General features: G+C 32.8%; 18 protein-coding genes and 1 tRNA gene. 11 read left to right on the top strand and 8 right to left on the bottom strand.

Annotated features, from left to right (window positions below; all coding sequences use genetic code 11):
• The first annotated feature begins 32 nt into the window (after positions 1 to 32).
• A complete protein-coding gene (locus ACVC43_RS03565) occupies positions 33 to 1,082 on the top strand; it encodes a helix-turn-helix domain-containing protein (RefSeq protein WP_452223192.1) in 1,050 nt (349 codons plus the stop codon).
• Positions 1,083 to 1,152: 70 nt separating this feature from the next.
• On the opposite strand, the gene ACVC43_RS03560 is transcribed toward ACVC43_RS03565, so the two are convergent.
• The 7 genes from ACVC43_RS03560 to ACVC43_RS03530 form a co-directional block, all read right to left on the bottom strand.
• Positions 1,153 to 1,602 (bottom strand): ferritin-like domain-containing protein, encoded by a 450-nt coding sequence (locus ACVC43_RS03560; protein WP_452223191.1) that lies wholly within the window; start codon positions 1,600 to 1,602, stop codon positions 1,153 to 1,155.
• Positions 1,603 to 1,769: 167 nt separating this feature from the next.
• Positions 1,770 to 2,867 carry a DNA topoisomerase IB gene (locus ACVC43_RS03555; protein ID WP_452223190.1) on the bottom strand — a complete coding sequence of 366 codons (1,098 nt, stop codon included), beginning with the start codon at positions 2,865 to 2,867 and terminating at the stop codon, positions 1,770 to 1,772.
• 7 nt (positions 2,868 to 2,874) lie between these two features.
• On the bottom strand, positions 2,875 to 3,309 hold the full coding sequence (locus ACVC43_RS03550) for a hemerythrin domain-containing protein (RefSeq protein ID WP_452223189.1): 435 nt from the start codon (positions 3,307 to 3,309) through the stop codon (positions 2,875 to 2,877).
• A 147-nt stretch (positions 3,310 to 3,456) separates the two neighbouring features.
• Positions 3,457 to 4,047 (bottom strand): hypothetical protein, encoded by a 591-nt coding sequence (locus ACVC43_RS03545; RefSeq protein ID WP_452223188.1) that lies wholly within the window; start codon positions 4,045 to 4,047, stop codon positions 3,457 to 3,459.
• 153 nt (positions 4,048 to 4,200) lie between these two features.
• Complete coding sequence (locus tag ACVC43_RS03540) at positions 4,201 to 4,407, bottom strand: hypothetical protein (RefSeq protein ID WP_452223187.1); 207 nt, start codon at positions 4,405 to 4,407, stop codon at positions 4,201 to 4,203.
• Positions 4,407 to 4,754, bottom strand: coding sequence for a hypothetical protein (locus ACVC43_RS03535; RefSeq protein WP_452223186.1), 348 nt, complete (start codon positions 4,752 to 4,754; stop codon positions 4,407 to 4,409). The genes ACVC43_RS03540 and ACVC43_RS03535 overlap by 1 nt, the downstream gene beginning before the upstream one ends.
• Positions 4,755 to 4,757: 3 nt before the next feature.
• Positions 4,758 to 5,090, bottom strand: coding sequence for a YtxH domain-containing protein (locus tag ACVC43_RS03530; RefSeq protein WP_452223185.1), 333 nt, complete (start codon positions 5,088 to 5,090; stop codon positions 4,758 to 4,760).
• A 195-nt stretch (positions 5,091 to 5,285) separates the two neighbouring features.
• Between ACVC43_RS03530 and ACVC43_RS03525 the strand changes: the two genes are divergently transcribed.
• On the top strand, positions 5,286 to 6,650 hold the full coding sequence (locus ACVC43_RS03525) for an NAD-dependent succinate-semialdehyde dehydrogenase (RefSeq protein ID WP_452223184.1): 1,365 nt from the start codon (positions 5,286 to 5,288) through the stop codon (positions 6,648 to 6,650).
• A 19-nt stretch (positions 6,651 to 6,669) separates the two neighbouring features.
• Complete coding sequence (locus ACVC43_RS03520; protein ID WP_452223183.1) at positions 6,670 to 6,825, top strand: hypothetical protein; 156 nt, start codon at positions 6,670 to 6,672, stop codon at positions 6,823 to 6,825.
• Between the two features lie 53 nt (positions 6,826 to 6,878).
• Here ACVC43_RS03520 and ACVC43_RS03515 read toward each other — a convergent pair.
• Positions 6,879 to 6,953 (bottom strand) — tRNA-Pro (locus tag ACVC43_RS03515).
• Positions 6,954 to 7,065: 112 nt separating this feature from the next.
• Here ACVC43_RS03515 and ACVC43_RS03510 point away from each other — a divergent pair.
• From ACVC43_RS03510 to ACVC43_RS03475, 8 genes are all read left to right on the top strand, one after another.
• Positions 7,066 to 8,169 (top strand): PQQ-dependent sugar dehydrogenase, encoded by a 1,104-nt coding sequence (locus ACVC43_RS03510; RefSeq protein WP_452223182.1) that lies wholly within the window; start codon positions 7,066 to 7,068, stop codon positions 8,167 to 8,169.
• Between the two features lie 5 nt (positions 8,170 to 8,174).
• A complete protein-coding gene (locus ACVC43_RS03505; protein ID WP_452223181.1) occupies positions 8,175 to 8,594 on the top strand; it encodes a c-type cytochrome in 420 nt (139 codons plus the stop codon).
• Between the two features lie 51 nt (positions 8,595 to 8,645).
• Positions 8,646 to 9,254, top strand: a complete 609-nt coding sequence (gene udk, locus ACVC43_RS03500) for a uridine kinase (protein WP_452223180.1) — start codon at positions 8,646 to 8,648, stop codon at positions 9,252 to 9,254.
• The gene (locus tag ACVC43_RS03495; RefSeq protein ID WP_452223179.1) at positions 9,254 to 9,556 is read left to right on the top strand and encodes an FtsB family cell division protein; all 303 of its coding nucleotides are present in this window, start codon (positions 9,254 to 9,256) and stop codon (positions 9,554 to 9,556) included. Before udk ends, ACVC43_RS03495 begins: the two co-directional genes overlap by 1 nt.
• Entirely contained in the window at positions 9,549 to 10,901 is a 1,353-nt protein-coding gene (locus ACVC43_RS03490) for a methylmalonyl-CoA mutase subunit beta (RefSeq protein WP_452223178.1), read from the top strand. Before ACVC43_RS03495 ends, ACVC43_RS03490 begins: the two co-directional genes overlap by 8 nt.
• 11 nt (positions 10,902 to 10,912) lie before the next feature.
• On the top strand, positions 10,913 to 11,620 hold the full coding sequence (locus tag ACVC43_RS03485; protein ID WP_452223177.1) for a hypothetical protein: 708 nt from the start codon (positions 10,913 to 10,915) through the stop codon (positions 11,618 to 11,620).
• The gene (scpA, locus tag ACVC43_RS03480) at positions 11,620 to 13,743 is read left to right on the top strand and encodes a methylmalonyl-CoA mutase (RefSeq protein WP_452223176.1); all 2,124 of its coding nucleotides are present in this window, start codon (positions 11,620 to 11,622) and stop codon (positions 13,741 to 13,743) included. Before ACVC43_RS03485 ends, scpA begins: the two co-directional genes overlap by 1 nt.
• Before the next feature lie 81 nt (positions 13,744 to 13,824).
• Positions 13,825 to 14,445 carry a hypothetical protein gene (locus ACVC43_RS03475; protein WP_452223175.1) on the top strand — a complete coding sequence of 207 codons (621 nt, stop codon included), beginning with the start codon at positions 13,825 to 13,827 and terminating at the stop codon, positions 14,443 to 14,445.
• Positions 14,446 to 14,480 lie beyond the last annotated feature (35 nt).

Here is a 14,480-nt window from a genome sequence, read left to right as displayed (position 1 = left end):
TAATTATATGGTTAAAATAAAATGATCACGCTATGAAAAACGTAACAACATTAAATACTTTTCCCAAACAAATTTTTAGATTAAAAGAATTATTAGGTGGTATTATAACGGAAGATTATGGAATTTATAAATTAGAGTTCAATAACACCTTTGGAAATGGTACCATTAAACATTATCCTTTAAGAGATGGGAATTCCGTTTTAGATTTTGATATTATTGTAAAGCAGGATTTAGTATTTAAAATTGGTGATAATGAAACCAACCTCTTGTATTTTGCCTATTGTACAGAAGGCATGTGCTATTTTAAGTCTGCTTTAAACGAAAAATACAATAGAATTGAGGAGCTTCGACCAAGTGTTATAGGTTGTTTCAAGGAAGACAGCAATCAACTAAATATTAAGAAAGATAAAAAATTTGTGTTCAACCTTATCGCTATAGACAAGGACAATTATTTTAATCGTTTTAGTAACAATGAAGATGAAAACTCAGGACAGCTTAAAAACTTACTTAAATCGTTCGAGATTTTAAATTCTCGTTTGTTTCAATGTACCTATAATTTAAAGATATCTGATTGTTTAAGAGTAGCAAGCACAACCTCACTGGATTGTTTGGTTTCGAATATTTTAAAAATAGAAAGTAGTCATCAAAAAGTTTTAGCGCTTCATATCAATCAATTTTTCAAAGAAGTAAATGAAGAGGTTTCCAGTGCTACATTGAGTAAATCTGAACTTCAGAAAGTTAGACAATTAACAGATTATATTACAGAATATCCAGAGGTACAGCATTCTATTGCCAGCTTATGTGGAAAAATATCCATGTCTCCAGCCAAATTACAAGAAGGCTTTAAGAGCATGCATGATACTACTGTTGCCGATTTTGTTAGAAATGTACGTATTGAAAAAGCCGAAAAATTACTGCTTGAAACCGATTTAAACATTTCAGAAATTGTCTATACTATTGGTTTGACGAGTAGAAGTTATTTTTGTAAAATCTTTAAAAAGAAATACGATTGTAGCCCTAAACGTTATCGGAAAATTATTAGAGCATCTACTAATACTAACTTTCAATCTCAAATTGTATAAAACGAAAAAGGATATCTTAAAAAGATATCCTTTTTTTAAATTAATTATTTAACCAACCGAAAATAATTAATTATCTTAAATCTTCTAAACCTTTGATAGTATTTAAACCGGTTTCGATTTTAGATTTTTGATTTTGCAAAATAGATTTTGTAGAAGATGGTAAACTTACATCTTCCATTACATCCTTATATTCGTCAATTGCTGCTTTTTCGCCTCTTATAGACTCTTCCAGCATGCTTTCTGCGTTATCTGCAGAAAATAAAGCTTTTGTATCCATCCATGCACGGTGCAAAGTACCTTTAACACTTCCGCCCTTGTCTACTTCTTGTCCAAAACTTCTAATTTCTGTTTTAAGTTCGTGTCCAAAATCGTAACGCTCCTGTGCTTTTTTATTAAAGTAACTCTTTAAACCAGCATGATCTGCATTTTCCGCAGCTTTTTTAAAACCTTTTTCTGCGTCGTACGTTCTTTCTAATAATTCGTTAAGTTTTTTTCCAACTTCTTCTGTGTAAGTTCCCATAATTTTTGTTTTTTGTTGTTAATATATACTGTAATGAAACTAAAAAATTCACTTCATCACTACTGTAAATATAACTTGTAAATAGGAGCTTATTTAGCTTGAAAAAATAGATTGTTTGCTCGAAAAATTACTAACGTTTTTAACATAAAACTTTGTTAACCAAAACGTTAAGATTTAACTAAAAAATCTGGAATAAATTGTGCTAACATCATGAGTAAAGCTTCTTCTGTTTTACTAAAATTATTATTTATTTGCTTTTTCGATGCCATGACATTAAAAGCCTTTTTTATAGCATTGTTTGTGTATTGCTCTGCAATTATAGGATGTACATAATATTTTCTACATACGTTTCGGGTGTTACCCAAAGCTTTTGCTGCAGCATCGTAAGCCAAAAGGATATTTTTCTCCTTGTCTTTTTTGTCTGAAGTTAGTCCTGAAAGAAATAGACTATCTAAAAATACTACCGATGCTGCCCAAGTTCTAAAATCCTTAGCAGTAAAGTGGGAATTGCAAATAGTATAAATATAGTCGTTTACCATACTACTATCTATAGTATGCTTAACTCCGTTTGCATCGTAATATTTAAATAATTCCCAACCTGGTAATTCTTGACATTTGTTAATTAAGTGCCTTAAACGCTTATTTCTTACACTTACAGAATGGGCTTTCCCTTTTTTACCAGTAAATTCAAACTTGATTTTATCTTTTGCAACATGCACATGTTTGCTTCTTAAAGTTGATAAACCATAGGTTTTGTTACGTTTTGCATATTGCTCGTTTCCAATTCTTATATGCGTTTCTTCCATAAGCTTTAAAACCAATGCCAGTGTTTTGGTTTTTGGCCAATTGGTTTGGTTTAAATCTTTGTCTATTTGCTTTCGAATACCTGGTAAAACTTTACCAAAACTTAACATTCTGTAAAACTTAGTCTGGTTTCTTATTTTGTTCCAAACCGGATGGTACCTATATTGTTTTCTTGCTTTTGCATCTCTACCAGTGGCTTGTAAATGTGTGTTTTCAAGGCTGGAAATATTAACGTCATCCCATGCAGGCGGTATGACCAAACCATCTATACGTTTAAGATCCTTTTTGTCTTTTAAGGGTTCACCATTATACTCGTAAATAAAGTGCTCTTTTTTTCGCCTTCTTTTAATTTTTAAGATGCGATTAGTGGCATAGATAAGATCCAGCTTCTCAATAGCAATTTCTGGAGCGCTCCAAAGCTCTTTTAAAAATTTATCGTTCTTAAAATTACTTTTTGCCATGTCTTAATTATCTATGCTTTTTAATATAATCTTGATACTCTTTAGACAATGAAGTTTTTTGATTGTCTGTTAACACCTTTCCCGCAAGTTGAAACACCTCATGTTCTTCCTCATCTAAATGATGCTCAACTTCATGCTGTAATTTTTTTGCAATTTTTAACCACCCTGAAGAATCGTAATCCATTTCTTCCAATTCGGCTAATAATTCATCAATTTCATGATGTTCTGCAATACTATGTCTTGCTTTTTCTTGTGTTAAATCATCGTCAATTAATGGTACGTAGAAAAAACGTTCTTCTCCGTCTTCATGTATTTCTAATTCATGTTTAACCGCCTTAAAAATCTCGTCTCTTTTTTTAGTATCTCCAGAGGTTTCCACTAACTTTTTTAATAAGTCGCGTTGTATTTCGTGATCTTTTCTTAGTGCTTCAAAAATATTCATATGTGTTGGTTTTATTAATATAATGTAAGAGTAAATATAGCAAATTAGAAAGCTCAATTTTAATTTCATAACTAAAATTAGTAATGCATTAACATAAAAAAATCGGCTTAAAGCCGATTTTTTTTGTCTGTAAATTGAAAACTAAAATTAGTCTTTATAAATTACTTTAGCATCTTGGATATTTGCTGTGGCATCATTCATTGTAGCAAAGTATCTGTTTTTTTGATTATATTTTCTATCTGGTCTCTCTCCAACAATATAATATCTAACATCCAATTCTGGTGCGTTTAATGTTACTTGATCCGAAACTCTCATTTTCTTATCTCCAATTTTAGTAGAAGTTGGCATTAATTCAGATATAACATATAAAGTAGAGCCCGTCGCTCTAATTTCTTTAATATCCATTTTATGTTCCATCCCTGTAACTTCAGATTCAACCATAAGAGTTTGTTCCATTTTTTCACCCATATCGTCTGGCATATCTACATCTAAATAAGGAACTTCTACTTCTGTTTCTTCCATTACGATAACAACTTTTGGCACTTTTACCATAGTGGTTTTCGTCCCTACGTTCACATCTGCCCAATCAACGTCGAATGTAGGTAATTGTCCTGCTTCTGTATCAATATCCACATCTACATCCATACCAGGAAGTTTTGTTTCTTTTTCTTGATCTACCTTACATCCCACTAAAATAATAGTTAAACATATAACGGCACTTAATAATAATTTTCTCATAATTTGTAATCTTTATAATTAGTTGATTTATGGTCAATATAAGGATATCAAATAGTTTTAATTGCCCCTATCCAATATAAAAATAGTTCTATGAAAACAAAAAAATCGGCTTAAAGCCGATTTTCATAAATTGTTATTTTTAAGTTTAGAATGCTACCTTGAAAATAATCGTTTTAGCAACACCACAGATCCTATTTTTCCAGCAACTTTAATTCCTGTTTGTATCCATTGTGCTGGCTGTAAACTTTCTTTCAAGTCACCCTGTACGGATTTTACTTCTTCTTTAGCTATTTGTCGCTCTAAATCCAGACGTTTTAAATCTATCTCGATATCTTTAAAATTATAATATACTTTTCTCATTATTTAAAAAATGTTTTAGAAAGTTCTTGTATAACTTTTGAATCGATAAAGCTTCTAAAGATAAAAAGTAGGAAAGCACATAAAATTAATATGACACCTACAATTACAAATCCTAAGGTATAATTATCTAACAAAGCACCAATATAAAAAGCAAGAGAAATAGCTAAAAAAACCATTCCCATTAAGAAAACACCACCTATTGCAACTGCCTTAAATATCATACTCACTGATATAGACAATTGTTGGAAGATTTTTAATTTATAAAAATCGTGCGATTTTCTTAAATATTCTTCAGATTTGTCGACTGCTTTGGAGGAAGCATCACTAATAGAATCAATTACAGACATATATTATGATGTTTTCTGTAATTTCTTATTTTTAGCTTTTAGTACTTCTAATTTCTTTTCTAAAGTAGTAATTACATCTTCAGCTTTATAACTTGCATTTTCTACAACAGACTCAATCTGTGATTCTAATGTAGCCTTTCCTGAAACTAACCCAGTGGCAATCTGATCTTTTAAATCAACCGCTCCAGTCGCTACTCTGTCTTTAGCTAAAAGCGCTTCGTCTGTTAATTTTCTTCTTGTATTACTACCTTTGTCTGGTGCAAATAATATTCCCAAAGTTGCTCCTATAGCAGAACCCAATAATAGGCCCAATGCTGTATTACTTGTATTACTCATAATTTTTTTTGTTTTAGTTGTTAATATTTGTTGTTGCTTAATATTTTTAAGACGTTAACTCTCTCACAAAGTTACAATATGCTTTCTAATTTAGTCTTAAAATTTACTTAAATGAAGTACTAAATCTTTGTTAATTCAATAATTAAAATGCTTTTTTTAAGAAATTTTATAGAAATTTATCAATGAAACATATAAATGATGAATAATATAACAACATATAATCCTTACAATGGTGCTCAATTAAATAAATATGAACTCTTTTCGAGCGAAAAAACACTATCGGTTTTAAATGCCGCCGAAAATACGTTTCATAATTGGAAATTAACACCAATAAAAAAACGCGCCAAATTAATTAGAAAAGTTGGAGATGTCTTAAATGAAAATTTAGAAAAGTACAGCGAGTTAATAACCTTAGAAATGGGTAAACCTATTACCCAGAGTCGTGCTGAAATTAAAAAGTGTATTTTGCTTTGTGATTTTTACGAAAAAAATGCAGCACGTTTTCTTGCCGATCAATTAATTGAAACCGAAGCTCAAGAAAGTTTTATCAGTTATGATCCCTTAGGTGTTATTTTAGCAGTTATGCCTTGGAACTATCCGTTTTGGCAGGTATTTAGATTTGCCATCCCAACACTAACTGCAGGTAATACGGGTTTACTTAAACATGCATCGAATGTTACAGGATGCGCCTTGGCCATTCAAGATGTTTTTGAGCAGGCAGGCTACCCTATAGGATGTTTTCAAACCCTTCTTTCAAATCATGATACTATTGAGGAACTTATTCAAAATGAAAAAATAAAAGCCGTATCACTAACTGGAAGCGAAAAAGCGGGTATTAGCATTGCTGGAACTGCAAGTAAGGTGTTAAAAAAATCGGTATTAGAATTAGGCGGAAATAACGCCTGTATTGTTCTAGACGATGCCGATTTAGATAAGTACCTGGATATCATGGTAAATGCGAGGTTCCAAAATTCTGGACAAAGTTGTATTGCGGCCAAGCGATTTATTGTTACAGAAGGTATTTACGAAACGTTTTTAAAGCGTTTTAAAGCTAAAGTTGAAAATTTAAAATACGACGACCCTTTAAAAGAATCAACCGATATAGCAACACAAGCCAGAGAAGATTTAGCCGAAGATTTACAGAAACAAATAAATGCATCTATTAAAATGGGAGCTAAAGTTCTTATTGGAAATAAAAAAGATAAAGCGTATTTTGCACCTACAATACTTACAGACGTTACCGAGGAAATGGCTGTATTTAAAGAGGAAACCTTTGGTCCTGTTGCGCCAATTATTAAAGCAAAAAACCTCGATCATGCAATTTCTATTGCAGCAAATAGCAAATTTGGCTTAGGCACCATGGTATTTACAAAAGATATAGAAAAGGCTAAACAAAAAATTATTGATGTTCCAGATGGCGCCTTTTTTATAAACGAATTAGTTAAGTCAGACCCAAGACTTCCATTTGGTGGCACTAAAGCATCTGGTTATGGTAGAGAGCTCTCTCAAGAAGGGATTCATGAATTTGTAAATATTAAAACAGTATATATTAATAAATAAAAACTAACATATTATTACTATGAGTTTAATTAAAGAAGAAGAAGAAGAAAAAAGAAGAGATTATATATTACAAAAAGATAAAACCACCAAAGGCGTATCTTCCTTTGTAATTATTGCATTAGTAATTTTAGTAATTGCGGTAATTGCTTCAGGACTATACTTTAAATGGTTTTAAAAACCACTTTAAAATAAAAAATCCAATCAAAAATTTTGATTGGATTTTTTTTGTCGGGGTGGCAGGATTCGAACCTGCGGCCTCCACGTCCCAAACGTGGCGCGATAACCGGGCTACGCTACACCCCGAAAACGATTATCTCATCTAAAAGCGTTAAATTTTAGAAGTGCAAATATACTTTACTTATTTAAATAACAAACTATTTTTATTGTAAATTGTAGAAAACATTTAAATCTAACAATGAAGACAAAAAAACTGACTTATCTTTTATTATTTTTAGTAACGCTTTCTGCATGTGCTCAAGATAAAAATCCTGTAAACAAAAAAAATTCGCACGAAGTTATTGTTCCAAATCTAACCAATCCTTGGGGATTTGTGTTTCTACCAGATAGTTCTATGTTAATTACAGAGAAAGAAGGCAAAATAATTCATTATAAAAATAAAATTAAAACAGAAATTAAGGGTTTGCCAGAAATATATGTTCGTGGTCAAGGTGGATTGTTAGATATTAATATTCATCCAGACTATAAAAATAATGGTTGGGTCTATTTCACTTATGCCTCACCAAAAGGTAAAAAAAAAGGAGGTAATACCGCTCTAATGCGAGCAAAAATTAGCAAAGATTCTTTAATTGAAAAGCAACTTCTATATAAGGCAACCCCTAATACCACCAAAGGGCAACATTTTGGATCACGCATTGTTTTCGATAAAGATGGCTATCTTTATTTTACCATTGGTGAGCGTGGTGAACGCGATGTCAACCCGCAGGACGTAACTCGTGATGGTGGTAAGGTTTATAGATTAAACGATGATGGTAGCATTCCAGAAGACAATCCTTTCGTTAATAATAAAAACGCAAAAAAAGCCATTTGGTCTTATGGACATCGCAACCCGCAAGGTATGGAATTACATCCCGAAACCCAAGAAATCTGGACACACGAACATGGTCCTAAAGGAGGAGACGAAATTAATATTATTACTAAAGGAAAAAATTACGGTTGGCCTGTAATAACCTATGGCAGAAATTATATTGGCACCAGTATTACAGATGAAACAAAAAAAGAAGGGATGGAGCAACCACTACATTATTGGACACCATCCATCGCGCCAAGCGGCATGGCCTTTATTTCCTCTAATAAATATGGTGATTGGAAAGGCAGCTTACTAGTTGGCTCCTTAAAGTTTAGCTACTTAGACCGTTGCGAATTAAAAAACGGAAAAGTAATTAAAGAGGAAAGACTTCTCGATACTATTGGCAGAGTGCGTTCCATAGAACAAGGACCAGACGGTTATATTTATGTTGGCGTGGAGAATTTGGGCATCGTTAAATTAATAAGGAATTAAAATTTATGAAACACATATTCTTCACTTTATACTTGTCTATCTTCATTCTTGCCTGTAACTCATCAGATAAAAAAACGGCAAATAAAAGTATGTCTTTGAGTCAGGAGTTTTCAGAAGGCAAACAAATTTATAACGACTTTTGCATGCAATGTCACATGGCCAATGGAGAAGGTGTACCAAAGGTGTTTCCACCATTAGCAAATTCCGATTATTTAGAAAATAAGAGAACCGAAAGCATAAAAGGCATAAAATACGGCATGTCTGGAGAGATTACCGTTAATGGTGTAAAGTACAATTCTGTAATGGCTGCACAAGGCTTAAGTGATGAAGAAGTTGCTCATGTAATGAACTATATTACAAACAGTTGGGGAAACAAAAACACATCGTTAATAACTGAGGAAGAAGTTTCAAAGATTGAACCTTAATCTTTTGTTTCAAATTCCTAAATTTGTGAGATTAAATTAAACACGTAATACATGTTAATAATAGGAATTGCTGGTGGTACTGGCTGTGGAAAAACAACAGTTGTAGAGCAAATAATGAATGAGTTACCAGAAGGCGAAGTTGGTGTTATTTCTCAAGATTCTTATTACAAAGACACGTCACATATGTCTTACGACGAGCGTGTTAAAATTAATTTTGACCACCCAAAATCCATAGATTTTAAATTACTAAGACAACATCTAACAGCGTTGAAAGCAGGAGAAAGTATTGAACAACCTGTCTATTCTTTTGTAGAACATAACCGGACTAAAGAAACAATTACCACGCATCCAAAACACGTGATGATTGTAGAAGGTATTCTTATTTTGAGCAAGCAAAAAATTCGAGACATGTTCGATATTAAAATTTTTGTGCACGCAGACAGCGACGAGCGATTAATACGCCGTGTAAGAAGAGATATTGCCGAACGTGGCAGAGATATAAACGAAGTTTTAACGCGTTATCAAGACACATTAAAGCCAATGCATCAACAATTTATAGAACCTATGAAAGAGTATGCAGATTTAATTATACCTAACAATAAATATAACACTGTCGCAGTTGATATTGTACGTACAATTATTAACGAAAAACTCACTTAATGCTTAAGTATTTTAAAAATATCTTTCTTATTATTTTTATAGCATTTGCTATATGGATGCTGTTTTTCGATGGGAATTCATTATTAATTCACAATGAACTAAATAACGAAATTGAAGCACTGGAAAATGAAAAAAAGTATTACAGAAAAGAAATAGTTAAAGACAATAAAGCCATTAAAGAGTTAAAAAAAGAAGAAGGTTTAGAAAAATTTGCACGGGAAGAATATTACATGAAACGTGATAACGAAGACATTTATATTATTGAATATCAAGACAGTTTAAAAGTGAGTGAAAATGAGTAAAAAACTATTTAACGATTTTGATAGTGTTTCTGCCAAAGCCTGGAAGCAAAAAATTCAGGTGGATTTAAAAGGTGCAGATTATAACGATACGTTAATCTGGAAGACGCCCGAAGATATTAATGTAAAACCCTTTTACCACGCCGAAGATTTTGAAAATAAATCGTTTTTTGAAGTCGATTCACAGCCATGGTTAATATGTCAATCCGTATTTGTTTTCGATGTTGTAAAATCGAATTTAAAAGCCATCGATGCCATTAATCGTGGTGCAGAAAGCTTGAAATTTATTATCCCAAATAAAGAGGTTTCCATTGCTGTTTTATTAAAAAATATAGATACTTCTGCTACTCCATTATATTTTGAACTGCAGTTTTTAGACTCAGATTATGTAAAACAACTTACGGCTATTTCCGCAGAGAGTAAAATTTATATACTTACAGATATTATTGGAAATCTTGCCAAATCTGGTAACTGGTTTAATAATATAAATAGCGATCATGAGCAATTAGATAAAATCACAACGTTTTCTAACCATACATTAAGTGTCGATTTAAGTTTATACCAAAACGCTGGAGCGACCATCGTGCAACAATTAGCATATAGTTTAGCACATGCAAACGAATATTTAAATTATTTTGAAAATAAAAAACCAATGGTTATCACTTTTAAAGTTTCGGTTGGTACAAATTATTTTTTCGAAATTGCAAAACTAAGAGCTTTAAGGGTATTGTGGAATACATTAGCCAGAGAATACAATATTATGGAAGATTGCCACATTATTGCCACACCAACAAAACGTAACAAAACACTTTACGATTACAACACCAACATGTTACGCACAACAACAGAATGTATGAGTGCAATTCTTGGTGGCGCAAACGCGGTTTGTAACTTGGCTTACGATACAATTTATCATAAAGACAACGAATTTGGAGAGCGTATTTCCAGAAATCAGTTGTTAATTATAAAACATGAAAGTTATTTTGATGCTGTAGAAAATGCTTCAGATGGTGCCTACTACATTGAAAGTTTAACACAACAACTTTCGGAAAAGGCTCTAACGCTGTTTAAAGACATAGAAAATAATGGCGGATTTCTTAAACAGCTAAAAGAAGGGTTAATTCAGAAAAAAATAAAAGAAAGTGCTGTAAAAGAAGAAGCACATTTTAATAACGGCGAAACAATTTTATTAGGAACCAATAAACATCCCAATAAAGAGGATAAAATGAAAGACCATTTAGAGCTTTATCCTTTTTTGAAAATGAACGCCAGAAAAACACTTATTGAACCTGTTTTAGAAAAACGATTAGCTGAAACTTTAGAACAAAACCGATTAAAAACAGAATAAATATTTTACAAATGAAAACAACTTTTAAACTTTTTACATTATTTATTTTAGTCACTTTTTCAAGTTGTGACAATGCTAAAAAAATGGAATATAAATATGCCGAAAGCCCTAAATTATTGGCTTGCGATTTCCCCAATGGCGATTTATTTAATGAAGCTGTCTATTCTTTTGAAAACGACATTATCAACCATTACGACAAGCAAAACAAAAATGTTACACGTGCGTATTCTAATTTTTTAAGTATGCGTTTAAGAAATAAGATGGATGTAAAAGAATTTGCAAGCGAACACAGTTTAAATCTTGCAAAAGCGCTAAAAACAGAGTCAGATTTGTGGACAACGAGTAATAATAATAATAATATCTCTTTAGACTACTCACACCCTATTATAGATTGTATTGCTAACAATATTAAAGACAAAGATGTTAAAACAACATATAACGCCTTATTAGCTACTAACAGTTTAAAGCCTGAATTAGTGCTACCGTTGTTAATAGGAAACTCAAGATCCATCCAAATAGATGGAGGCTTAAAATCTTATGTAGCACTCGATTTTTTCTATTCCAAATTACTTGATTTAAAATTAGAAGATTTAAAAAATCCAAATCCTGAAGAGCAACCAAACCCAGCAGAGCCTGCAATTAATGGTGTGGATATAAACAGAACGCCACAGCCAATAACTCCAGAACAAGATCCGCATGCGGGACATAATCACGATTAATGAGCAGAAAAAACCTTCAACATATCAACATAAAATCTGAGGCTAAAAACACAGGTTCAAAAAAAGCTAATACAACGTTAACAGCCGAAGATATTCCCGTAAAATCGAAGTATACTCAAGCCGATTTAGAAAACGTAGAGCACTTAGAATTCGTTGCCGGAATTGCTCCAAATTTACGTGGACCGTATTCAACCATGTATGTTCGCAGACCATGGACAATTAGGCAATATGCAGGATTTTCTACTGCCGAAGAAAGCAATGCGTTTTACCGTAGAAATCTCGAAGCAGGACAAAAAGGCCTCTCTGTTGCTTTCGATTTAGCCACACATCGAGGCTACGATAGTGATCATGAACGTGTGGTTGGTGACGTTGGTAAGGCAGGTGTTGCTATAGATAGTGTTGAAGATATGAAGGTGCTTTTCGACCAGATTCCGTTAGATAAAATGTCGGTTTCCATGACTATGAATGGTGCTGTATTACCCATTTTAGCCTTTTATATTGTGGCTGCCGAAGAGCAAGGTGTTAAGCCAGAAGCATTGGCTGGAACCATTCAAAACGATATTTTAAAGGAGTTTATGGTACGTAACACGTACATCTACCCTCCAACTCCATCGATGCAGATTATTTCGGATATTTTTGAATATACCAGTAAACACATGCCTAAATTTAATAGTATTAGTATTTCTGGGTACCACATGCAGGAAGCAGGTGCTACTTGCGATATTGAATTGGCATACACGCTTGCAGATGGCTTAGAATATATTAGAAAAGGTTTAGCCGCAGGAATGGATATCGACACATTTGCACCGCGTTTGTCTTTCTTTTGGGCCATTGGGATGAATCATTTTATGGAAATTGCTAAAATGAGAGCTGCCAGAATGTTATGGGCAAAATTAGTGAAACAGTTTAACCCTAAAAACCCGAAATCCTTGGCGTTGCGTACACATTGCCAAACCAGTGGCTGGAGCTTAACAGAGCAAGATCCTTTTAATAATGTAGCCCGAACCACGATTGAAGCTGCTGCTGCCGCCTTTGGTGGCACGCAAAGTTTACACACCAATGCCTTAGACGAGGCCATTGCACTACCAACAGATTTTTCGGCAAGAATTGCAAGAAACACACAAATATTTTTACAAGAAGAAACCCATATCACTAAAACTGTAGATCCTTGGGCTGGTAGTTATTATGTAGAAAAACTAACCCACGATATCACACAAAAAGCATGGTCGTTAATTGAAGAAGTTGAAGAACTTGGGGGCATGACCAAAGCCATAGAAGCTGGTATCCCGAAATTAAGAATTGAAGAAGCCGCTGCAAGAAAGCAAGCAAGAATAGATTCTGGCCAGGATATTATTGTTGGCGTTAATAATTATGTTTTAGACCAGGAAGATCCATTACATATTTTAGAAGTAGATAACCAAACCGTAAGAAAACAACAAATAGCTCGTTTGGAACACACTAAAGCCAATCGTGATAAGGAAAAAGTAAAGCAGGCATTAAACAATTTAACAGTAGCTGCTAAAACAGGTCAGGGAAATTTATTAGCTTTAGCAGTAATTGCAGCACGAGAACGTGCTACTTTAGGCGAAATTAGCGACGCTTTAGAAACTGTTTACGGCAGATATAAAGCGCAAATAAAATCATTTTCTGGAGTGTATAGTAAAGAGATAAAAAACGATAAGAGTTTTGAGAAAGCTAAACAATTAGCAGACCAGTTTGCAGAGCAAGATGGCAGAAGACCCAGAATTATGATTGCTAAAATGGGACAGGATGGTCATGATCGTGGTGCAAAAGTTGTGGCTACTGGCTATGCAGATGTTGGTTTCGATGTAGATATTGGCCCACTGTTTCAAACCCCAAAAGAGGCTGCCAAACAAGCGGTAGAAAACGATGTGCATATCTTAGGCGTGTCCTCTCTTGCTGCAGGACACAAAACCTTAGTACCACAGGTTATAGAGGAACTAAAAAACTATGGTCGTGAAGATATCATGGTGGTTGTTGGTGGTGTTATACCAAAACAAGATTACCAGTATTTATTCGATGCTGGTGCAATTGCCGTTTTTGGACCAGGTACTAAAATTAGTGACGCTGCGATTACACTTTTGGAGATTTTAATTGATTAGTTCTGGTTTTTACAATACTATTTTTTTATACAAATCAAATTTAAAACGATTTGTATCATAGAAGTTGCTACAATAAACATTATGAAAAACACTATCCCTTTATTACTTATTTTATTTTTTGGTCTTTCATATTCGCAAAATTCAAACAAAAAGGAAATGCTGTATGATGAAAATTGGAACTTGATAAAAATGGAGGAATTTAAAGAGAAAATAAAAGATAAAAAGTATGCTTATCGATTTGTTGAAAATGATACTGCATATCTTGGAAAAATTCTTCTTAAGGAAAAAACTGGGGAAATTACCGACAATGAAAGAACTTCACTTGTTAACTATTTGAGAAGTATTACTAAAATAGAAGTGGACTCTACTAAAAACATCGTTATAAATTTTTTCTTTAAACCCGAAGTTAAGCCAAATGGTTCGTGTATAGACCATTACACCTCTGATTATAAGTATAAAAAATATTTTAAAAAAAGTGGAAAGGATACTCAGTTTTTCATTACAGAAAAAGGTTATAATTACAAATCAAAAAATGTATTTGAAGACAAGGACAACTTTATAAGAGAATTATTTTTTAAGTATCATTTCACCTGTGGAAATTACATAATAATAAAAAACAATGGCAAATATTTAAGGAGATTTGGAGAATATAGACAGCACGAAATTATTGAAAAGATCAATTCCGAATGGGAAAAAATGTAGCTAATATCACGTTAGTTTGATTACAGCGAATTTAA

The organism is Lacinutrix chionoecetis (assembly GCF_053604665.1).
The sequence above is the reverse complement of the archived record's forward strand: the minus strand, read 5'-3'. Positions and strand labels throughout refer to the sequence as shown.